This window comes from uncultured Jatrophihabitans sp., from assembly GCF_964246335.1.
GTDB lineage: Bacteria > Actinomycetota > Actinomycetes > Mycobacteriales > Jatrophihabitantaceae > Jatrophihabitans.
Map to the genome: position 1 here is coordinate 66,620 of NZ_CAXTQF010000006.1, position 20,191 is coordinate 86,810.

Annotated in this window: 21 protein-coding genes and 1 pseudogene; 15 read left to right on the forward strand and 7 right to left on the reverse strand. The window is 70.8% G+C overall.

The window, feature by feature from the left end:
* Positions 1 to 59: 59 nt before the first annotated feature.
* Genes ACFFCN_RS03420 through ACFFCN_RS03430 form a run of 3 tightly spaced genes read right to left on the reverse strand, consistent with a single transcriptional unit; the run spans position 60 to position 2,497 of the window.
* Positions 60 to 1,451, reverse strand: a complete 1,392-nt coding sequence (locus ACFFCN_RS03420; RefSeq protein WP_375489721.1) for a HAMP domain-containing protein — start codon at positions 1,449 to 1,451, stop codon at positions 60 to 62.
* A 2-nt stretch (positions 1,452 to 1,453) separates the two neighbouring features.
* Positions 1,454 to 2,170: a response regulator transcription factor gene (locus tag ACFFCN_RS03425; RefSeq protein ID WP_375489722.1), complete on the reverse strand. Its 717-nt coding sequence runs from the start codon at positions 2,168 to 2,170 to the stop codon at positions 1,454 to 1,456.
* 36 nt (positions 2,171 to 2,206) lie between these two features.
* A complete protein-coding gene (locus ACFFCN_RS03430; RefSeq protein WP_375489723.1) occupies positions 2,207 to 2,497 on the reverse strand; it encodes a hypothetical protein in 291 nt (96 codons plus the stop codon).
* 69 nt (positions 2,498 to 2,566) lie between these two features.
* Here ACFFCN_RS03430 and ACFFCN_RS03435 point away from each other — a divergent pair, with 69 nt between their 5' ends.
* Genes ACFFCN_RS03435 through ACFFCN_RS03450 form a run of 4 tightly spaced genes read left to right on the forward strand, consistent with a single transcriptional unit; the run spans position 2,567 to position 6,287 of the window.
* A complete protein-coding gene (locus ACFFCN_RS03435; RefSeq protein ID WP_375489724.1) occupies positions 2,567 to 4,018 on the forward strand; it encodes a C2 family cysteine protease in 1,452 nt (483 codons plus the stop codon).
* Positions 4,011 to 4,298 (forward strand): hypothetical protein, encoded by a 288-nt coding sequence (locus tag ACFFCN_RS03440; RefSeq protein ID WP_375489725.1) that lies wholly within the window; start codon positions 4,011 to 4,013, stop codon positions 4,296 to 4,298. Before ACFFCN_RS03435 ends, ACFFCN_RS03440 begins: the two co-directional genes overlap by 8 nt.
* Positions 4,298 to 4,741 (forward strand): hypothetical protein, encoded by a 444-nt coding sequence (locus ACFFCN_RS03445; protein ID WP_375489726.1) that lies wholly within the window; start codon positions 4,298 to 4,300, stop codon positions 4,739 to 4,741. The genes ACFFCN_RS03440 and ACFFCN_RS03445 overlap by 1 nt, the downstream gene beginning before the upstream one ends.
* A gap of 25 nt (positions 4,742 to 4,766) precedes the next feature.
* Positions 4,767 to 6,287 (forward strand): menaquinone biosynthesis decarboxylase, encoded by a 1,521-nt coding sequence (locus ACFFCN_RS03450; protein WP_375489727.1) that lies wholly within the window; start codon positions 4,767 to 4,769, stop codon positions 6,285 to 6,287.
* Here ACFFCN_RS03450 and ACFFCN_RS03455 read toward each other — a convergent pair.
* Complete coding sequence (locus tag ACFFCN_RS03455; protein ID WP_375489728.1) at positions 6,238 to 7,530, reverse strand: PP2C family protein-serine/threonine phosphatase; 1,293 nt, start codon at positions 7,528 to 7,530, stop codon at positions 6,238 to 6,240. The genes ACFFCN_RS03450 and ACFFCN_RS03455 overlap by 50 nt on opposite strands.
* 176 nt (positions 7,531 to 7,706) lie before the next feature.
* Here ACFFCN_RS03455 and ACFFCN_RS03460 point away from each other — a divergent pair, with 176 nt between their 5' ends.
* Genes ACFFCN_RS03460 through ACFFCN_RS03475 form a run of 4 tightly spaced genes read left to right on the forward strand, consistent with a single transcriptional unit; the run spans position 7,707 to position 9,972 of the window.
* Positions 7,707 to 7,901: a hypothetical protein gene (locus tag ACFFCN_RS03460; RefSeq protein WP_375489729.1), complete on the forward strand. Its 195-nt coding sequence runs from the start codon at positions 7,707 to 7,709 to the stop codon at positions 7,899 to 7,901.
* 58 nt (positions 7,902 to 7,959) lie between these two features.
* On the forward strand, positions 7,960 to 8,856 hold the full coding sequence (gene mqnP, locus ACFFCN_RS03465) for a menaquinone biosynthesis prenyltransferase MqnP (RefSeq protein WP_375489730.1): 897 nt from the start codon (positions 7,960 to 7,962) through the stop codon (positions 8,854 to 8,856).
* Positions 8,853 to 9,491 (forward strand): UbiX family flavin prenyltransferase, encoded by a 639-nt coding sequence (locus ACFFCN_RS03470; RefSeq protein WP_375489731.1) that lies wholly within the window; start codon positions 8,853 to 8,855, stop codon positions 9,489 to 9,491. The genes mqnP and ACFFCN_RS03470 overlap by 4 nt, the downstream gene beginning before the upstream one ends.
* 13 nt (positions 9,492 to 9,504) lie before the next feature.
* Positions 9,505 to 9,972, forward strand: a complete 468-nt coding sequence (locus ACFFCN_RS03475; protein ID WP_375489745.1) for an Lrp/AsnC family transcriptional regulator — start codon at positions 9,505 to 9,507, stop codon at positions 9,970 to 9,972.
* Positions 9,973 to 9,987: 15 nt separating this feature from the next.
* Here the strand turns inward: ACFFCN_RS03475 and ACFFCN_RS03480 are convergent, their stop codons facing one another.
* From ACFFCN_RS03480 to ACFFCN_RS03490, 3 genes are all read right to left on the reverse strand, one after another.
* Positions 9,988 to 10,515: a DUF1697 domain-containing protein gene (locus ACFFCN_RS03480; protein WP_375489732.1), complete on the reverse strand. Its 528-nt coding sequence runs from the start codon at positions 10,513 to 10,515 to the stop codon at positions 9,988 to 9,990.
* 52 nt (positions 10,516 to 10,567) lie between these two features.
* Positions 10,568 to 11,473 (reverse strand): class I SAM-dependent methyltransferase, encoded by a 906-nt coding sequence (locus tag ACFFCN_RS03485; protein ID WP_375489733.1) that lies wholly within the window; start codon positions 11,471 to 11,473, stop codon positions 10,568 to 10,570.
* Positions 11,474 to 11,578: 105 nt separating this feature from the next.
* Complete coding sequence (locus ACFFCN_RS03490; RefSeq protein WP_375489734.1) at positions 11,579 to 12,514, reverse strand: hypothetical protein; 936 nt, start codon at positions 12,512 to 12,514, stop codon at positions 11,579 to 11,581.
* A 419-nt stretch (positions 12,515 to 12,933) separates the two neighbouring features.
* Here ACFFCN_RS03490 and mqnE point away from each other — a divergent pair, with 419 nt between their 5' ends.
* From mqnE to ACFFCN_RS03525, 7 genes and pseudogenes are all read left to right on the forward strand, one after another.
* On the forward strand, positions 12,934 to 14,079 hold the full coding sequence (mqnE, locus tag ACFFCN_RS03495) for an aminofutalosine synthase MqnE (RefSeq protein WP_375489735.1): 1,146 nt from the start codon (positions 12,934 to 12,936) through the stop codon (positions 14,077 to 14,079).
* Between the two features lie 2 nt (positions 14,080 to 14,081).
* Positions 14,082 to 14,384 carry a DUF4229 domain-containing protein gene (locus tag ACFFCN_RS03500; protein WP_375489736.1) on the forward strand — a complete coding sequence of 101 codons (303 nt, stop codon included), beginning with the start codon at positions 14,082 to 14,084 and terminating at the stop codon, positions 14,382 to 14,384.
* An 84-nt stretch (positions 14,385 to 14,468) separates the two neighbouring features.
* The gene (locus ACFFCN_RS03505) at positions 14,469 to 15,077 is read left to right on the forward strand and encodes an IPT/TIG domain-containing protein (protein WP_375489737.1); all 609 of its coding nucleotides are present in this window, start codon (positions 14,469 to 14,471) and stop codon (positions 15,075 to 15,077) included.
* 18 nt (positions 15,078 to 15,095) lie between these two features.
* The gene (locus ACFFCN_RS03510) at positions 15,096 to 16,919 is read left to right on the forward strand and encodes a DUF4012 domain-containing protein (RefSeq protein WP_375489738.1); all 1,824 of its coding nucleotides are present in this window, start codon (positions 15,096 to 15,098) and stop codon (positions 16,917 to 16,919) included.
* Between the two features lie 105 nt (positions 16,920 to 17,024).
* Positions 17,025 to 18,533, forward strand: coding sequence for a polysaccharide biosynthesis tyrosine autokinase (locus tag ACFFCN_RS03515; RefSeq protein WP_375489739.1), 1,509 nt, complete (start codon positions 17,025 to 17,027; stop codon positions 18,531 to 18,533).
* 12 nt (positions 18,534 to 18,545) lie between these two features.
* Positions 18,546 to 19,430 (forward strand): nucleotidyltransferase family protein, encoded by an 885-nt coding sequence (locus ACFFCN_RS03520; protein ID WP_375489740.1) that lies wholly within the window; start codon positions 18,546 to 18,548, stop codon positions 19,428 to 19,430.
* Between the two features lie 61 nt (positions 19,431 to 19,491).
* Positions 19,492 to 20,191: pseudogene (locus ACFFCN_RS03525) on the forward strand (hypothetical protein); the annotation flags it as partial.

The window sequence follows — 20,191 nt, forward strand, 5'->3', positions numbered from 1 at the left end:
CGACGCTGGAACGCCCGAATTGCGCCGATCTGCGGGGCAAAGCGTGGGCACGCTGCGGGCTACGGCGCGCCGAGGTCGAGCGTCACCGCGGCGCCGCCCGTCGCGCTGCGCGCGATGATCATCGAGCCGCCGGACGATTCCGCGCACCGCCGGGCGATATCCAGGCCGAGGCCCGTCGACCCGCGGTCGCTGCGCCCGCGCACCGGCTCGTCGACCGCCATGCCGGGACCGTCGTCGCTGACGGTCAGCCGCGCACCGGACGGCGTCGGGTTCAGGAGCACGGCGAAGTCGGTGCCCTCCGGCGTGTGCGCGACGACGTTCTCGAGCAGCGCGTCGACGGCCGCGGCGAGATCCTCGGCGGCGGCCCGCACGGGCACCGGCTGGCCGGGCAGCTCGCTGCTGCCGGTGCGTCCCTGGTCCTCGGCCAGCGCGGACCAGAACATGACGCGATCGCGCACCACGGCGTCCGCGTCGCACGAGGGCATCCGTCCTTCGCGCTGCGGCCGGCGGGCGGCGCGGATCACCGCCGTCAGCATGCGTTCGAGTGCGCTGACGTGCGCCCCGACGCGTTCCGCGTCGTCGCGGTCGCGCAACGCCTCGGCGTCGAGCCGCAGCGCGGTGAGCGGCGTGCGCAAGCGGTGCGAGAGATCGGCGACCGTCTCGCGTTCCTCGGCGATCAGTTGGTCGATGCGGTCGGCGAGCCGGTTCAGCGCCCGGCCGACATCGGCGACCTCGGTCGGGCCGGCGGTCGGCGCGCGTGCCGTGACGTCGCCGGCCGCCAGGCGCTGTGCGGTGTCCGCGGTGTCGACCAGCGGCCGCACGATGCGCCGGGTCAGCAGTTCACCGGCGAGCACGCCGAGCAGCAACAGGCCGACGCTTGCGCCGGCGAGCAGCAGGAACCAGCCGTCCTCGCCGGAGTGCAGCGCGTCGTCGCTCGCGTACACCGTCACCAGGTAGTTCGATCGCGGCACACCTGTCGTCGTGCCGGTGGACCCGGTGAACGGGCCGGGCGGGAGCACCCGCAACTGGGAAAGCTCGCCGCCGTACCAGCTCCGCAAGCGCACGGGCGGCCCGCCGCGTTCGCCGGCGCCGCCGCCGAAACCACCGGGGAAGCCGGGCTGCTGGCTGCGCGAGCTGTCTCCCGTCTCGGCCGTCGACGCGAGTGCGTTGCGCCCCCCGGGCGGCAGCGTGCCGATGACCGTGAGGTCGGGCAGCTGCACCGATGCGGCACGGTCGCCGCCGATCTCGGCGATGCGCTTACGCAACGCGGCCGCGCTCGGCGCGGCGTTTCGCTGGCGGATGTAGAACGCAAGGTCACTCGTCTGGCGTTGCAGTGACTGGGTCGCGTCGGTGTAGACCTGGTGGCGGATCAGGGCCGCCAGCGGGATCGCGAATGCGAGCACCACCAGCACCGTCATCCCGACGACGAGCAGCAGTATGCGGCGGCGCACGGTCAGCCACCCGTCCGGCTCGCGGGCTCGTCGGCGTCGTCTGCGGGGGCGGTCAGCCGGATGCCGACGCCGCGCACGCTGTGCAGGTAGCGCGGCGACTGCGCGGACTCGCCCAGCTTGCGGCGCAACCACGACAGATGCACGTCCACCGTGCGGTCGGACCCGCCCCACGCGAGCTGCCACACCTCGCCGAGCAGGTCGCGCTTCGTGACGACCTCGCCGGCGCGGCGGGCCAGGGCCAGCAGCAGCTCGAACTCCTTGCGGGCGAGCTCGACCGGGCGGCCGTCGACGGTCACCTCGTAGCTGCGCGTGTCGATGCGCAGACCACCGACCGTGATCACCGGATCCTCGTCGCTCTTGCCGCCGCGGCGCAGCACGGCACGGATACGCGCGTTCAGCTGGGCCGCGGTGAACGGCTTGATCACGTAGTCGTCGGCGCCGATGTCGAGCAGCCGGACCATCTCCGACTCCTCGTCGCGCGCGGTGGCGACGATCACCGGCACCTCGCTGACCGCGCGCAGCATCGACAGCACGTCCGCACCGTCCACGTCGGGCAGGCCGAGGTCGAGCAGCACGACGTCCGGCCTGTTCTCGACGGCCGCGGTCAACGCCGGCATGCCCGAACCGACGGAGGACACCACGTGCCCGTGATCGCGCAGCGCGCGGGTCAGCGACGCGCGGATGGCCGCGTCGTCCTCCACCAGCAGCACCTGCGCCATGGCGGCGAGGGTAACCGCGCCGCCTCGGTGGTGGGATCAGCCGCTGTGCGCCTTGCCCGCCTCGTCCTCGAACGTCGTCGCCGCCGAGTCCCAAGCCTTCGCGTCGGCGCGCATCGCCGACGCCGTGGCAGTGAGGTCTCGAGCCCAGCCGGCGATCTGCGCGTTGACCTGGTCCGGGTAGGTGCCGCTCCAGGTGGTGTCGTTGGTGAATTTTGTGACGGCATCCAGCAGCGTCTCGCACGACGACGCGTGGCCGCGTTGTGCGACGGCGCACTCGCGCAGATCAGTGGCGGCCGCTTTCAGCACGGCGGGCGGCGGCGTCGGCACGGGGCACCCTCCGGAACAGTTGCCGCATTGACGTCGGATGGTTGCTCGGTAGATTACGACGATCATGTCGTGTCGTCCACGGAGCTCCGGTTGAGTACGTTCTGCGGCTTCGACCTCGACCGGGTCCCTGCGTTGAAAAAAGCACTCACCGAGGTACCGGGCGCCGCGGCCGGGCAGTCGCGCGCGGTCGGCGTCACCGTCGAGAACGCCTACTCTGCGCTGGCTCGCGGCAACGGCGTGTCGCCCCGCAACCTCGGCCTGGACGACGGGTCACAGGGCACGGATTCCGACCGCAGCGGCTTCACCGCGCCGAGCCGGGACGCCGCCGATGTCGCAGCCGACATCGGACGCCGGCTGGCCCACCTGCTGGCCTGTCAGAAACTCCAGGAGGACGGCTACACCATCGACCCGAGTCGCGTCTTCGACGACGAGCCGGCGCCGAGCGAGCAGAAGATCAAAGCTGCTCTGGCGCAGGCGAAGACGCTCATCGACCGAGACTCGCAGTGGAACAACACCGACGACGTCAACGACCTCAAGAACAAGCTCGTCGGCCTCACCGCGGCCGAAGCGGAAGCCGTGGTCGGGCAACTGAGCGACCCGGACCTCAAGGCGCTCAACGAGGCGTTCACCGAGCGGCACATCGGCATCGTGGACATCTCCCAGGGTCTGGACAACAACGGGCGGATAGCGATCGCGAACGCGCTGTACCCCGGATTGAGCACCGACCAGTTGCACCGCTTCGCCTCGGCGATGACGAGCCTGGCCCCGGCGCTCGGGGGTACCGACGGGTCGGGCAACCAGGATCAGAACGGCATCCACTACCAGTGGAGCAACGGCCAGCTGTTCATCGACGGCAAGGCGGCGCCGTCGGAGATCCAGCAAGGCGACCTGGGTGACTGCTGGTTCCTCGCCGGTCTGGGCGCCGAACAGCAGGTGAACCCGAATTTCGCGCAGCAACACATCCGCGACAACGGCAACGGCACCTACACCGTGACGCTCTATCAGGACGGGAAGCCGACGCCGATCACCGTCGACGGCCAGCTGCCGTACAACAACTGGAACCCGCCACAGACTTCGTTCGAACACTCGCCCAGCGGTGCCAGCTGGGTGCAGATCTACGAAAAGGCCTACGCGCAGAGCCACGGCGGTTACGCGAACATCGAGGGTGGCTACGGCAACGTGTCCATGCACGACCTGTCAGGGAAGAGCTCGAACAGGGTCGACCCCGACGACACGTCGCTGAACGACATCAGGAGCAAGCTGGACAGCGGAGTACCCGTCACCGTCGGCACCAACTCACACCATTCCGGGTTCCTATGGCTGCACTCCGACGAGACGTTCGACAACCACAAGCTGGTGACCAGCCACGAGTACATCGTGCAGAGCGTGAACAACTCCGTCGATCCGCCGACGATCACCCTGCGCAATCCGTGGGGGCAGGGCGCCAACCCACCGGAGACCGTGACGTTGACGCAGGACGAGTTCAACGGCCACATCAACGATGTGGACTTCGGTGGCTGAGCAACTACGCATCGTCCAGGGCCACCGGGTGCGCGACCGCGCGGGCAACGCCTACGGCATTCTGGACTTCAACCCGGACGTCACGGACCCTGCCGTCGCGCTGGCCATCGACCGTGGCGACGGTGGTGAAAGCAGTAGCCCGGTCGTTCGCGTCGGGCGGGTGCTGAACATCGGGCCGCAGGCATGGCGCGCCGTCGAGGTGCAGACGGCGCAACTGCCGGTATACCTCGTGCTCGAGGCGCAGCAGTCCAGTGATGTCGTGGCCGGAGACGAACGGTGATGCGTCGCCGTTCCTCCGGGCGCACTGCGGTCGCGGTCGCCGCCGGTGTGGTCAGCGCGTCGCTCTGTGCGTGCAGCAGTAGTGGCAGCGCCCAGCTCCCGGCCCTGCACCGCGGTCCCGGGATCTATCGCGTGCACGCCGTGCCGAACACGAGCACGAACGGCCGCAACGTGACCTATCCGCCGAACGTCGACGTCGGTGGCACCCGAGCCATGGTTCTCGTGCGCAGTGTGGACGGCGCGAAGCCCGCCGTCGCTGCGATGGAGTTGTTCGTCGGCCAGCGCCCGAACGACGGCGCGAGCTATGACGCACAACGCAGCTGCGACTGCCGGGCCGATCAAGAGCTCACTGTCGGCACGTTGCGCTTTCACATCCTGCACGTGTGGCAGCGGCCCGGAACCGGCCAGGACGCCGTCGACATCCAGGTCACGCCCGCGGCCTGATAGCGCGGCACGCGATACTGGCAACGTGTCGTCGGGTGCATATACGGATCTGCAGGGCCTGCTGGCCGCGCTCGACGCCGACGGCGATCTCGCGCGGGTGACGCCGCGCGTCGACCCGTACCTCGAGGTCGGCGGCATCGTGGCGCGGGTGCTGCACGAGCGCGGGCCCGCCTTGCTGTTCGAGAACCCGACGCGCGGCACGATGCCGCTGGCGATCAATGTGTTCGGGACGCATCGCCGGATGGCCAAGGCGCTCGGTGTCGACGACCTCGACGAGATCGGTGCGCGCATCGCCGACCTGCTGAAGCCGGAGCTGCCGCACGGTGTCGGCGGCCTGCGTGATGCGCTCGGCAAGGTCGGGCAGCTACGCGCCGCGCCGCCCAAGCGGGTGACGTCCGCGCCGGTGCAGGAGAAGGTGTTGCACGGTGCCGACATCGACCTCGAGCAGCTGCTGCCCGGCGTGCAGGCGTGGCCGGACGACGGCGGCGTGTTCCTCAATCTCGGTCTGACGCACACGAAGCATCCCGAGACCGGCGCGCGCAACCTCGGCATGTACCGCCTGCAGCTGCAGGACCCGCGCACCGTCAGCCTGCACTGGCAGATCCACAAGGATTCGACGAACCATGCGTCTGTGGCCGAGCGACGCGGAGAGCGGCTGCCGGTGGCGATCGCGTTCGGCTGCCCCCCCGCCGTCACCTACGCGGCGTCCGCTCCGCTGCCCGCCGACATCGACGAGTACCTGTTCGCCGGCTTCCTGCAGCGCGAGCGGGTCGAGCTCGTCGACTGCGTGTCGGTGCCGCTGCAGGTGCCGGCAAGCGCGCAGGTCGTGCTCGAGGGCTGGGTGGAGCCCGGGCAGCGGCTGCCCGAAGGCCCGTTCGGCGACCACACCGGCTTCTACACGCCGGTCGAGCCGTTCCCGTTCGTGCGCGTCGAGACCGTCACGATGCGCGCCGAGCCGATCTTCCAGACGATCATCGTCGGCCGGCCGCCGCAGGAGGACGGCCCGATCGGCAAGGCCACCGAGCGAATCTTCCTGCCGCTGATCAAACTGACGGTGCCGGAGATCGTCGACTACGACCTGCCCGAAGCCGGCGTGTTCCACAACTGCGTCATCGTGTCCATCGACAAGCGGTTCCCGAAGCACGCGCAGAAGGTGATGAACGCGGTCTGGGGCGCCGGCCTGCTGTCGCTGTCGAAGCTCGTCGTGGTGGTCGACGCGGACTGCGACGTGCACGACTACGCCGAGGTGGCGTGGCGCGCCTTCGGCAACGTCGACTACGCGCACGACGTGCTGCACAGCGTCGGACCGGTCGACCATCTCGACCACGCGAGCTACGAGCAGTTCTTCGGCGGCAAGCTCGGCGTCGACGCGACGCGCAAACTGCCGACCGAGGGTTATCGGCGCGCGGGCGGGTGGCCGACCGAGTGCGTGCTCGACGACGCCACCGTGGCGCTCGTCGACGAGCGATGGCGCGAGTACGGGATCGGGCCGGCTGCTACCGAACGTGGACGGCGAGCGCGACCGCGTCGTCGTCGACGCCGCTGAGCTCGTCGAGCACGACATCGACCTGCTCACGTGGCGGACGGTCGCGGTACCGCTCGGCCAGCTCGAGCAATCTGTCGAAGGCCTCTGTCGGGTCGATGTCACGACGGTCGACGAGCCCGTCGGTGTAGAAGAGCAGGGTCGAGCCGGACGCGGCGTGCAGCGAATCCGTGTGCCGGGTCGGCCCACTGGGCCGCATGCCCAGCAACCGCTGCGGCGGGGTGTCCAGGTAGCGCGCCGGACGTCCGGGTTCCACCAGGACCGGCGGTGGGTGTCCGGCATTCGACCACTCGACATCGGCGCCGTCGTCGCTGCGGCGCAGGGTGGCCACGACAGCAGTCAGCAGCCGGTGTCGCGACGACGAGATCTCCATGACCCGTTCCAGCCGCTCGAGCAGGCGGTGCGGCTGTTCGGGCCGGTCCCGGGCCAGGGCGCGCAGCTTGGCCTGCATCCGGCCCATATAAGCCGCGGCCTGGGTGTCGTGGCCGGACACGTCCCCGACCACGGCGACGACGTCCGGATGGTGATCTGACGTCGTACCGCGCAGGACGAACGCGTCGTACCAGTCGCCGCCGACGGCGTCCGCGAGCCCGGCGGGCCGGTACCCCGCAGCAAGCTCGACCCAGTCGGTCACGGGCAGTTCCGGCAGCAGGGCCGATTGCAGGACCCAGGCGACCTCGGCCCGCTCGGCGAGCAGCTGCGCGCGCTCGAGCGCCTGCGCCGTGTAGCGCGCCAGCGCGCGGAACAGCTCGATGTCCGCAGCGGTGAAGATCATCGCTTCCGGCCACATGATGGCGATCGTGCCGAGCGGGTGCGACCCCTGGTGCATCGGCAGGTACGCCAGTGCGCCGCCGTCGGCCTCCTCGAACGATCGGCGAGCTACCGAGTCCAGCTCGGCCATGTCCTCGCGGGACTCGTAGACGAGCAGCTGGTCCTCCCGGGCGGCGACGGCCGCGGGCCGGGTCGAGGAGAGCTCGAAGATCGCCGTACTGCGCACGGATTCGGGCATCGCACCGAGATCGAGGTAGCGCATCGTGTGCCGATCGGCCTCGACGACGGCGACGCCGGCGAAGCGAGCGCCGAGGTACCGGGCGGCGGTGGCGCCGACCGCGGCCGACACCTCGTCGAGCGTGCGTGCGCCCGACAGGGCCTCGGACAGCCGGAGCAGGAGGCGGACCTGACCGGCAGGACGGCGGACCGGCAGCCCTACCAGGCCCGGCCGGTCCTCGACGTTCTTCGCATCCACCGGCACCCCTTAGCGGCCGCGCGCGGTACGCGCCGTCGGTGGGCACATCATCGCATTGCGCCGTACTCGCGCAAACGTGCCGTCGTGAGAGCCGCACGTTTGCGCCTGTGTGCCCTCGGTTAAGCTGGGTGTGCGGCTCAGGGGGACGTCGCACGCAAAACGGGGGCAATTCAGGCATGCGTAGATGGAAGGTCTTCTTCGCCGTGCTCGCGGTGGCAGTTGTCAGCGCGGCGGGCTACGGCTGGTATTCGGCATCGTCGGCGGGCACGGTCTCGCAGATCGGCCAGATGGTGGCGCTCGGGGTGTTGTGCGTGATCGGCGGCGTCGGCCTGTTGATCGGCACCTTGCGCCGGGGTGATCGCCCGCGCTGAGTTCGCGTCGAACCGGCCGGTTGCGTACGCGTCCATCGGCCGCTGGCAAACTTCATGCGTGACCACAGGGACGGTGCCGCAGCGCTCGCCGCTGCGTAAGTTCCTGTCGCTGGTGATGATCGAGCACTCGGTGTTCGCGTTGCCGTTCGCCTACATCGCGGCCCTGACCGCCATGTGGCTGCAGACCCGGACGGTGCACTGGGTGCAGTTGGCGCTGATCACGGTCGCCATGGTGGCGGCGCGCACCGTGGCGATGAGCGCGAATCGCATCCTGGACCGCGAGTTCGACGCGCTGAATCCACGCACCGCCCGACGTGAGCTCGTCACCGGCGAGCTGTCCGTGCGCAGCGCGCAACTCGGCACCGTAGTGGCGCTGGCGATCTTTCTGGCGAGTGCGGCGCTGTTGTCGTGGACGTGCCTCGCGCTCGCGCCCGTCGCGGTCTTCGTGCTCGTGCTCTACAGCTACGGCAAGCGGTTCACCGACTTCCCGCAGGTGCTGCTCGCGCTGGCGCAGTTCGTCGCGCCGGTCGGCGCCTGGCTTGCCGTCACCGGGGACGTACCCGGGGCGGCGATCGCTCTCGGCCTTGCCGTCGGCACCTGGATCGGCGGCTTCGACCTCGTGTACTCGTGCCAGGACGCCGCGGTCGATCGGGACATCGGTTCGCGTTCGTTCCCCGCCCGATTCGGCATCGCCGCGGCATTGCGTGTCTCCACGGTGGTGCACATCGGGACCGTCGCAGCATTCGCGTGGTTCGGTGCCGCAGCGGGACTCGGCTGGTTGTGGTGGCTCGGTCTGGCGCTGATGGCCGTGGTGCTCGGCTACGAGCACGTCATCGTCCGTTCGCACGACCTGTCGCGGGTCAACCGGTCGTTCTTCACCGCCAACGGCGTGATCGGCATCGGGCTGTTCGGCTTTGCGCTCGCCGACCTGGTCGTGCACGGGTTGGGGGCATGAACACGCCGCGGGCGCCGTGGATCGTGGGCGTGTCGGGTGCGTCCGGAACGCCCTATGCGCGCGCGGTGCTCGGTGCCCTGCTCGACGCCGGCGAGCCGGTCGACGTCGTGGTGTCGCGCGCAGCCCGGCTGACGTTGCTCGACGAGGTCGGGCTCGCGTTCCGTGACGCGCACTGGCGCGACGACCTCGCGAGCTGGCTCGGCCGCGACCCCGGCGACGACGTGCGGCACTGGCCGGCCGGGGACATCGCCGCGGGACCGGCCAGCGGTTCGTACCCGGCCCGTGGCATGGTCGTCGTGCCCGCCTCGACGGCGGGGGTGGCCGGCATCGCGCTCGGGTTGTCCAAGGACCTGCTGCAGCGCACGGCCGACGTCACGCTCAAGGAAGGCCGACCGTTCGTCATCGTTCCCCGCGAGACGCCGTACACCCGGGCCACCCTCACCCACCTGATCACGCTGCACGATGCCGGCGCCGTCGTGCTGCCGGCCAGCCCCGGCTTCTACGGCGCGCCGCGCAGCATTGCGCAGCTCGTGGATTTCGTCGCCGCGAAGGTGCTCGACGTCCTGGGCGTCGAGCACACGCTGCTCACCCGGTGGACCGGTGTGCTCGGTGCCGCCAGCGAGCAGCGGCAGTAGCGTCGAGCAGGTGGTGGACTCCGTCGACCGGCAGCTGCTCAATGCGCTGCGGGCAAACGCGCGGGCCACGTACGCCGAGCTCGCCCGTGTCGTCGGGTTGAGCGCGCCGGCCGCCCACGAGCGGGTCGGCAAGCTCGAGGCCGCGGGTGTGATCACCGGTTACCACGCGGCCATCGCGCCGGAGTCGCTCGGGTACGCCGTCAACGCGCTGATCGGCATCTTCATCACCGACAGCGCCGACACCGACGACATCACCGCCGCGCTCGAAGCCATCCCGGTCGTCGAGGACTGCTGGTTCGTCGCCGGCGAGGAGACGTTCCTGATCAAGGTCTGCGTTGCCGACGTCGCCGGGATCGAGGGCACGATCCGCGCGCTGAACGCCATCCCGGGTGTCGCGCGCACGCGCACGACCGTCGTGCTGTCAACCAAGTTCGAGGATCGCGTCCCACCGGAGGGCCCGGCCGACGGGCCCGTGACCTGAGTCGCGGCCGCCGGGTCAGAGCCTGGCGACCAGCCGCCGCAGCATCGTGACGTTGCGCGCCGTCGTCGGGTTGTCCGGCAGTGCCCGCTGCCACTGCTGCGGGCCGAGCGTCGTCTCGGTCGACTTGGCGTGGATCAACCAGTGCACGTCCTGGCCGCGGATCTCGAGTTCGTCGTGGCCGTTCGCCAGTTCCAGAACAGCGCGGCGCTCAATCGGCGTGAACTTGGTCAGCGGGAACAGCACGAAGTGGGTGTGGCCGTCCGCGATCGAGCCGAACGGGTCGGCACCGGCCAGTGTGCGCAGCTGCTTCGCGTTGCGCACGAAGGTCGTGATCTCGAAGCCGTACTCGTCCTCGAGCGCGGCGCGGACCTGCTTCTCGACGGTCGCAGCAGCTGCATCCGAGGACAGGACGAGGTTGCCGCTGTTGACGAAGCTGTCGACGTCGTCGTAACCGAGGTCGGTGAGGAGCTCGCGCGCGCGGGCCATCTCCACCCGCCGGCGGCCGACGTTCACCGCTCGCAGCAGGGCGACGTAGCGCGTCATGCGGACATCTCACCAGCCCGGTGCGCCGGCGACGAGTGGCGCCTTCGAGCAATCAACGGCGGCGCGCGGCGACGACGTGCATGCCCGGGTCGCAACTGCGCCCCGCAGTGGCGTAGCGCGCAGCCATCTCCTCGGCATCCGCGCGGTCCACGACATCGAAGTGATGCGCGGCGAACAGGTCGTCGACCTTCGCGGTCGGCAGCATGAAGTCCAGCGGTTCGCCGATCAGCCGGACGGACTTCTCACCCAGCCGGCGCAGCTGTCCCCAGGGGCCGTACCCGCCCGTGTGCTGCCAGAAGTCCATGGCGATCGTCGAGCCGCTGCCGCACAGCCGCGCCAGCGACGTCAGGGTCTCGCGCACGGCGTCGCGGGTCAGGTACATGCTGACGCCCTCCCACACGACGAAGGTCGGCGCGGGCGTCTCGAATCCGGCGTCGAGCAATCGCTCGTCGAGGGACTGGGTACGGAAGTCGATCTCGACGCGGTCGATCGCCGGGTGGCCGAAGAGCCCCTCGTTGGCCGCGACGATCTCCGCCTTGCGCCGGGACAGGGGCGCGAGATCGACTTCGAAGACCCGGCGGTCGCCGATCTCCTGTGCGAAGCGGTACGCCCTGCTGTCGTAGCCGGCGCCGAGGATCACGACCTGCGCCACCTCACGCGCGGCGGTGCCGAGGTGCTCGTCGATGAACCGGTGCCGGCACAGCGCGGACGTCGCCACCCCCGCGACGGCGAGCCGCTCGGCGCCGCGCACGAACGGCCCGGCCGCGCGCAGCGGCGTGATGAGCGCGCGGGCGGTCGAGGACAGGAACACGGGCGCGTACACGTCGGTCACGATGCGCTGCTCGTCCGGCCGGGCGAGTTCCAGCGTGCGGCCGAACGTCGTCCACTGCGCGGTGGAGCTGGGCCGATCGCTCTCGTGCAGCTCGCCGCGCGACGGTACGAACGCGGAACCCGGCACGACCACAGCATGCCCGCGCGCCCAGCCGCCCGCGCACCACCCCACTCAAACATCCGTGATCAACAGCAGGTTCGGGTCGCTCTGGTGCGCATCTGGTGCTGTTGATCAGCGAGCTTGCTGGCCGGCGAGTTCGCGCGATCGGGCCTGCAGCCAGCATGCGACCTCGTCGGCCCATTCGTGCTCGCGCCCCCGGATGGCACTTGGTGGCCAGTGCGCGACCGCGTAACCGGCGGCGGTCAGCAGGTTGTGTCGGTGCATCGTGTTCTGCCAATCCTGTTCGTTGAAGTGAAACTCGCGGCTGTCGATCTCTGCGATGGCGAGCAATTCGCGCCACAGCACGTCCGCGACGGCAATGCGACGTCCTGCGGCGTCGAAGATCGGTGCATTCACCTCGAACGGCGGCAGCTCGATGAGCCGCAACGCGTCAACCGCCTCTGCCTCGGCCACCGAACGCGCACCGCCGAGCACGTCGGTGACCGCGCGACGGAGCAACGCGCTGCCGTTGCGCGGGCCCGCACACAGCTCGTCGTACAACGCTTCCGGCTTGCACAGCCCGCGCTGGACGGCTGACGTCACGATCCCGCGGACAGTCGGCAACTCGCCCATGCCGAGGCTCGTATCCGCCACCGCTCTGGCCGTGCCGACCATGCAGAGGTCGTGCCCGTCCGTCTGCGAGTTCGGTAGCGGGATACGTGCGAACGGCCGTTCGGTGGGCCGGACGATGACGTGCTCGGTCCGGCGGTGCCGGCCGTCGCGGGCGAGAACGAGCACCTGCGGCGGTGGTTCCACGCGCTGCACCAGCGCCCGCGCGTCCAGCGCATCCCAACCGCTCACGGCGCAATCGTCACCCGCCAGATGCGCGCCGACCACCAACCAGTCCGTGCGGCGCGGGCCCGACGGATCGGTGAGGATCGCGCCGGGTGCCAGTCGGCGCCAGCCGTGCCGGTCGATGTCATTCCGCAGGCTGGATCGGGTGCAGCCGAGGCGCCCCAGGTCCGCCGGGAGCAGGACGCGAGGGAGGTCCGTCGGGATGTGTCGCATCACGCCACCGTGGTCGATATGCGTCGCGGTCCGTGCTGCGAACGCCCTACCGGTGGACCGAGCACGCCGTTGTGGACGCACGACCGGGCGCCCGCGACAAACCCACTACAGTGCGCGCCCCTCCACCCTTCCCCACGCCGGGTGTCTGCTACGTGATCAACAGCGGGTTTGGGTCGCCGGGGAGCGCATTTCCTCCTGTTGATCACCGGGTGTCTGCTACGTGATCAACAGTGGGTTTTGGTTGCTGGGGAGCGCATTTGCTGCTGTTGATCACCGGGTGTCTGCTACGTGATCAACAGCGGGTTTTGGTTGCTGGGGAGCGCATTTGCTGCTGTTGATCACAGAGCGTCTGTCACGGGGTGTTTGCTGCGTGGCTGGGACCCGACACGGGCGCCGGAGCCGATTTGTACGCTGGTTGCATGGCGTTGACGCAGGCCCGCAAGGACGAGCTGACCGAGAAGATCGCTGCGCGGGAACGGCTGACCCGCCGCGACGGCGAGGACCTCTACGCGAGCGATGATCTCGCCTGGCTCGGTGGGCTGGCGCACGGCGTGCGCACCGAGAAGAACGGCGACGTCGTCTTCTTCAACGTCAACCGACACCTCAACCTGACCAACGTGTGCACCGCGTCGTGCGCCTACTGCAGCTTCCAGCGCAAGCCGGGCCAGAAGGACGCCTACACGATGCGCGTCGAGGAGGCGGTCGAGAAGGCCCTGACGATGAGGGACGACGGGCTCACCGAGCTGCACATCGTCAACGGGCTGCACCCGACGCTGCCATGGAAGTACTACCCGCGGGTGCTGCGTGAGCTGAAGGCCGTGCTGCCCGACGTCGCGCTCAAGTGCTTCACCGCAACCGAGATCCACTACTTCGAGGAGATCTCCGGGCTGTCCGCGGACGCCGTGCTGGACGAGCTCATCGACGCCGGGCTCGAATCGCTCACCGGTGGCGGTGCGGAGATCTTCGACTGGGACGTGCGCAAGCAAGTCGTCGACCACAACACGCACTGGGAGGACTGGAGTCGCATCCATCGCCTGGCGCACAAGAAGGGGCTGCGCACGCCGGCCACCATGCTCTACGGGCACATCGAGGAGCCGCGGCACCGCGTCGATCACGTCCTGCGGCTGCGCGAGTTGCAGGACGAGACCGGCGGTTTCCAGGTCTTCATCCCGCTGCGCTTCCACAATGACAACAACCGCTTGAGTCACCTGCCGATGGCGCAGCCGGCCGATGTCTTGAAGACGTTCGCCGTCAGCCGGCTGATGCTCGACAACTTCCCGCACGTGAAGGTCTTCTGGGTCATGCACGGCCTGTCGACGAGCCAGCTCGCGCTGAACTACGGCGCGGACGACATGGACGGCTCGGTGGTCGAGTACAAGATCACGCACGACGCCGACAACTACGGCACTCCGGACAAGCTCACCCGCGACGACCTGCTCACGCTGATCCGCGACGCGGGCTTCCAGCCGCTGGAGCGCAACACCCGCTACGACGTCATCCGCACCTACGACCCGCCGACGTCCCTCGCGCAGCGCCGCGCCGAGCCGCAGGCCGTGTGGGCCTGACCATGAGCGAGCCTCCGCGCCCGGCCGAACCCAGGTTCGGCGCGTGGATGGGCGCCATGTGGCTCTACACCGCCCTGCGGTTCGCGCTCTTCCTCGCCCTCTGGGGCCTGCTCTGGCTCGCCGGCGTACGCGGGATCATCGGCGCGCTGATCGCGCTCGTGCTGTCCGTCCCCCTGTCGTTCGTGCTGCTGGCCAAGCCCCGCGCGAGGTTCGCCGCGCAGCTGCAGGCCCGGGTCGCCGCCCGGCAGGCGGCGCGCAGTGACCTCGACGCCCAACTCGATCCCCGTGACGACCGGGAGCGCTGACCGCACGCGGAATGTGACGTGAGCGTGTCCGTGAGCTAACATGCATCAAACATCGGTCAACCCTGCCCAACCGAGGATGCAGTCGTGCTGCGAGGAACCGGGCGAATTCGCCCCATCGCCATGCTCTGCGCGCTGCTGTGCGCGCTCGTCGTCGTCGGCACCGCGTCGACCGCGGCCGCGGCTCCGTACACGAAGCGGCCGACCATCGCCTTCAGCCAGACGAACCCGTGCGCCGCGTCGCAGGTCACCGTCAAGGGCCAGAACTTCCAACCGCGCAGCAACGTCAGCGTCAAAGTCGGCACCCGCACGCTGGGCACCGCGACGGTGGCGTCCAACGGCACGTTCACGCTGACGACGTCGCTGCCCAGCGGCGTGTCCGGCCGGGTCACGGTGACCGCCGCCGGGGGCAGCGCCGCGAACAGCGCAACGTCGGCACTGAACATCGCCGGGGCCTGTGCGGCCGGTGCAGCGGCCGGCCCCAACGGTGGCGCCGCGGCGCATCAGTCGGACGGGGCCGCGGGCACCAACAGTGCCAGCGGCTCCGGCATCGCCGGTGCGAGCGCCGGGCCGTCCGGTCTGTCGAGCACCGGCGTGGCGATCTTCGCCCTGCTGGCCGTCGCCCTGGCCCTGCTCGTCGCCGGATCCCTGCTGGTGCTCGGTGGCCGGCGTCGCCGCACGACGACGACCGCCTGACCCGCACGGTTCCCGCTCGTGGCCGAGGCCGACGAACGCGCATCCGACGAGCGTCGAGCTGACGCCCGCCCAGCGGCAGCAAGGCGCCGCCGGGCGCGCGATCGTCGTCATCTGCTCGGCATCGGGCTGGTGTTCGTCGGCGCCGTGCTGCTGCTCGGACTGGCCTGGGTAGCGATCACCGGGCTGCTCGCGCGCAGCCAGCTGCGTGACGTCCGCGGCGGGATCGCGCAGGCGCAACAGGCGGTGGCGCGCGGCGACCTCGCGTCGGCGCGCGCCATCACCGCGCGGGTCGCGAGGCACGCGCACCGGGCGCACCTGCTCACCACGGGGCCCGCCTGGGCGACGATCGCGCAGCTGCCGGCCGGCGGGTCGGCGCTGCGCAGCATCCGCGGCATCGCGTCCGCGGCCGACGGCTTGACGCACGGGCCGCTGCCGGCACTGCTCGACGAACGCGCCCGGCTGGCCCCGGGCCGGCTTCGGCGCGCGGACGGCTCGCTCGACCTTGCCGCGATCGAACGTGCCGCGCCCGCTCTCGTGCAGGCCGACGCGGTGGCCACCCACCAGCTCGACGCGGTGCGCGACCTCCCGGCGCACACCTGGCTCGGTGCGGTCGATCAAGCGCGCACCGACGTGCTCGGCGAACTGCGCAGCGTGCACGCCACCGTGCGGTCGGCCGATCTCGCCGCGCGCATCATGCCGCCGCTGCTCGGCGCTCGCGGGACACGGCGCTACTTCGTCGCTTTCCAGAACGAGGCCGAGAGTCGCGGCACGGGCGGCCTGCCCGGGACGTTCGGCATCCTGTCCGCCACCGACGGCAGGCTGCACTTCGACACCTTCGCGAGCGACAGCACCCTCGACGGCGTCCGGGCCGGCGTGAACCTGGGCCCGGACTTCGCGCAGCTCTATCAGGCCGGCGACCCGACCGGCCTGTTCGTGAACAGCAACCTCGGGCCGAACTTCCCGTACGCGGCCCGCATCTGGACCGCGATGTGGCAGCGGCACGCGGGCCAACGACTCGACGGCGCGTTCGCGCTCGACCCGACGGCGTTGTCCTACCTGCTCGGCGTCACCGGTCCCGCGACGCTCCCGGGCGGGCAGACCGTCGACGCCGGCAACGTCGTCGCGCTGACCGAGAGCACCGCGTATCGCGACTTCGGCACGCACACCGCGGCGCGCAAGGCGTTCCTGCGCGCGGTGGCTAAGGCGGTGTCGACGCGCGTCGTCGACGGCGCGCACGGGAACGCCGGCTCGTTGCTCGATGCGGCCGGCCGCGCTGTCGGCGAACGGCGTCTGCTCGCCTGGAGCAGTGATCCCGAGCTGGAACGACTGATCGCGCGGACGGCGACGTCCGGGCAGATCCCGCGCAGCAGCTCGCCCTACGCCGGGCTGTCGATCGTGAACGACGGCGGCGACAAGCTCGACTACTACCTGGGCCGGTCGCTGCGCTGGCAGGCGAGCGGCTGCGGCACGAGCCGAGCGGTCACCGCGACCATCGCGCTGACGAACGGCGCGCCGTCCGGGTTGCCCGCGTCCGCCACGCAACGCACCGACGACCCGCCGTACCGCACCTCGCCGGGCGACAACCGGCTGGAGGTGTCGTGGTTCGCCACGCAGGACGCCCGGCTGGACACCACCACGATCGACGGGACGCCGGCCGCCGCCCGCCTCGGCTTCGAGCTCGGCCATCCCGTCTACACCGTCGACGTCGAGATCCCACGCGGCGCCACACGCACGCTCGTCCTGCACCTCGTCGAGCGCGGCGGTGCGGGCGTCCCGACCGTGCTGCGTCAACCGGGCGTGCAGCCGCTGCAGGTGGCGCTCGAACCCGCAGCCTGCCACTGACGGCAGTCGGCGGGCGCGCGGCGCAGCGTCGGTCCCCGCGATTCCGGGGACCCGACGGTTACACTCAGCGACGCTTATCGCCGTCGCGTGCCGAGGGATGGTTTCGTGGAGAGCGTCAACTACCTGCGGGGCCTGGTCCGCTCCTGGTGGTTGATCCTGCTCGTCGTGATCGCCGGCGGTTTGGGCGGATTCGTCATCTATGAGCACGCGACACCGCTGTACCGATCGTCGATCCGGCTCGTCGTCGCCACCACGAACGCCAGTGACGACCCGGCCTCGGCGCAGGCGCTGTCGGCGGCACAGGCGCAGTCGCTGGCCCAGTTCGCGACGACGACGCCCGGCATCCTGGACGCGGTCAAGCAGGCCGGCCTGCCCAACGCGTCACCGTCGGTCAGTGCCGGTGCAGGGGCCACCCAGCCGTTCGTGTCGATCGACGTCGTCTCGCCGGATCCGCAGGTGGCCCGACGCGTCGCCAACGCCTACGCGGTCACCGCCCTGCGCACCAAGAACCGGCTGTCGAAATCGTCCGGCGGCGTCACGGTCACCGCGCTCGCGCCGGCCAGCGACCCGGGCAGTCCGTTCTCCCCGAACGCCAAGCAGGACATCGGGCTGGGCCTGGCGGTCGGGCTGGTACTCGGGATCGCCCTCGCGTTGCTGCGTGAGGCGTTGAACCGGACGGTGCGCGACAGCTCCGAGCTGTCGCACCTGCTGTCGCTCAAGGTGCTCGGCACCGTGCCGCGCGACATGCCCAAGACGGTGCTGCCCGCACGGACCCATCCGCGCAGCTCGCGTGCCGAGGCCTACCGCCAGATCCGGACGTCGGTGCTGAACGCGTCGACCCGCCGACCGCTGACCATCGCCGTGACGAGCGCGACGCTCGGCGAGGGCAAGACGAGCGTCGCGACCAACCTCGCCGCGGTGTTCAGCCGCGCCGGACATCGCGTGGCGCTCGTCGATGCGGATCTGCGCCGGCCGCGGGTCGCCGACTTCTACGACATCGACACCGAGTACGGCGTGTCCGAAGTGCTGTCCGGCGAGGTCTCGCTCGGTAACGCGCTGACCTATTTCGACGACGGCCGCTTCGCCGTGCTCACCTGCGGGCGTATCCCGGCGAATCCGAGCGAGGCGCTCGGCAGTGCAGCAATGACCGCTGTGCTGGCCGAGCTCGCGCGCGAGTTCGAGTTCGTGATCGTCGATACGCCGCCGCTGCTGCCCGTGACCGACGCGTTGGTGCTCGCCCCGAACATGGACGGCGTCGTGTTCGTCACCCGGCTGGGGCACACCACCCGCGACCGCGTACTGCGCGCCAAGTCGATCATCGACCGGGTCGACGCGAACGTCCTCGGCGTCGTCGCCAATCAGGCGAGCAAGGGCGCCGACAGCGACTACCGCTACGCCTACCAGGAGTCGGGCAAGCGACGCGCCCCGGGCACGACCGTCATTCCCACCGACCGCGAGATCGACGTGACGCTCGGGCCTGATTCGCCCAGTCGGCACGCCGCTCCCGACGCAACCGCGCCGACGGACGCGGCCGGCCGCGCCGCGCGCAACGGGTCGACGCCGACCGCATCGCCGCCGCAGGCCGAGACCGAGTCGCCGGGCGCGGGTCTGTAGCTGGTCGGCACCGTGGACCTCGCCGCCGAGGCAGACCGGCTGCGGCTCGATCGCCTGGCGGTGCAGGCGTCCGAGGCGCTGGCCGCTGCGGGCGTGCCGCACGTCCTGCTCAAGGGCCCGAGCACGGCCAACTGGCTCTACGAACCGTCGCGCTTCTACCGTGACGTCGATCTGCTCGTGGCGGCGAGCCGGGTGGAGCAGGCCGCCGCCGTGCTCGCCGATGCGCAGCTCGCGCGCCGCAAGGGTGGACGCGTCGGGGAAGAGGCCGACCACAGTCTGTTGCTGGAAAGTGCGGAGGGCTTCGAGGTCGACCTGCACCGATCGTTGCCCGCCGTGCCGGTCCGCGGCGACACCGTGTGGACGGTGCTCGCCGAGCACGCCGAACCGCTGGACCTCGGCATCGGGACCGTGCCCGCGCTCGACGAGCCGGCGCGCTGCCTGGTGCTGGCGCTGCACGCGGTGGGCAACCCCGACTCGGCCGGGCAGCCGGTCGAGGATCTGCGTCGCGCGCGGGCGAAGGCGCAGCCGCAGAGCTGGCCGCTCGCCGCACTGCTGGCCGACGCGCTGGACGTGCGCGACCTGTTCGACGCGGGGGTCCTGCTCGTCGACCCGACTCACGTGTCGGCCGGTGCGTCCCCGCGGGCCCGGCTGTACGCGGCGCAGGCGCCGAGCGGCGCGCTGGCCCTGCAACGCCTGGCCGCGACCCCGCGGCGCGAGCTGCCCGCCCTGCTGCTGCGCGAGCTGGTGCCGACCCGCGGCTTCATGGCGTCCTACCGGGGAGCGCCGATCACCGGGCCGCTCGACCTGATCCGGGCGCACACCGCGCGCTGGTGCACGCTCGCCCGCGAGCTGCCGGCCTCGGTGCGGGCCTGGCGGGCAGCGCACCGCGCGCGGTAGGACCCACCTCGAGTCGGGTAATCTAACAGCTACTTTACATCTGCTGACGAGGACGACCGCCGTGACTGCCCGCCCCACCCGCCGCGTGCTGCGCGTCGACGGCTTGCTGTGCCGGGCAGTCGGTGACGAGTACGTCGTGGTCGATCCGGTGACGAAACGGGCGCACGCGCTGTCCGGCTCCGCAGCTGCGCTGTGGCGCGAGCTCGACGGTGGGCCGGCGGCGCTGCTGCGGCCCGTCGACCTGGACGCGGCACAGGAAGCGCTGCTCGAACTCGGCCTGGTCCGCCCGGCAGGCGTGTCGCGGCGCTCCGTGCTGCGCATGGGCGGTGGGCTGGCCGCCGGCGTCGGGATCGCCTCGCTCCTGCTGCCCGAGGCGTCGGCCGCTGCCTCGACCACCACGTACAACTTCTCCGCGGGCCCCGGCAACTACACGGCGTCGGTCCCCAACGGCATCACCACCCTCTACTTCGTGGTCATCGGCGGTGGCGGCGGCACCAACGGCGGTCAGGGCGGGTCGGGCACGCGCCTCGTCTTCAAGTCGACCGGCAACTTCAACAGCGCGACCTTCACCGGCACCGTCGGCACCGGCGGGATGGCACTGAACGCGTCGAACCGCACGGTCGGCGCGCTGGCAGTCTGGCGTTGGGACGAGGCGATCGCCGCCGACGTCGTCGGCATCCTGGAAGCACTGGCGGGCCAGATCGCCACGGCGTTTGAGAACGCCAGGCTCTATGAGGCCACGGAACGCCGGCGGCGCGAGG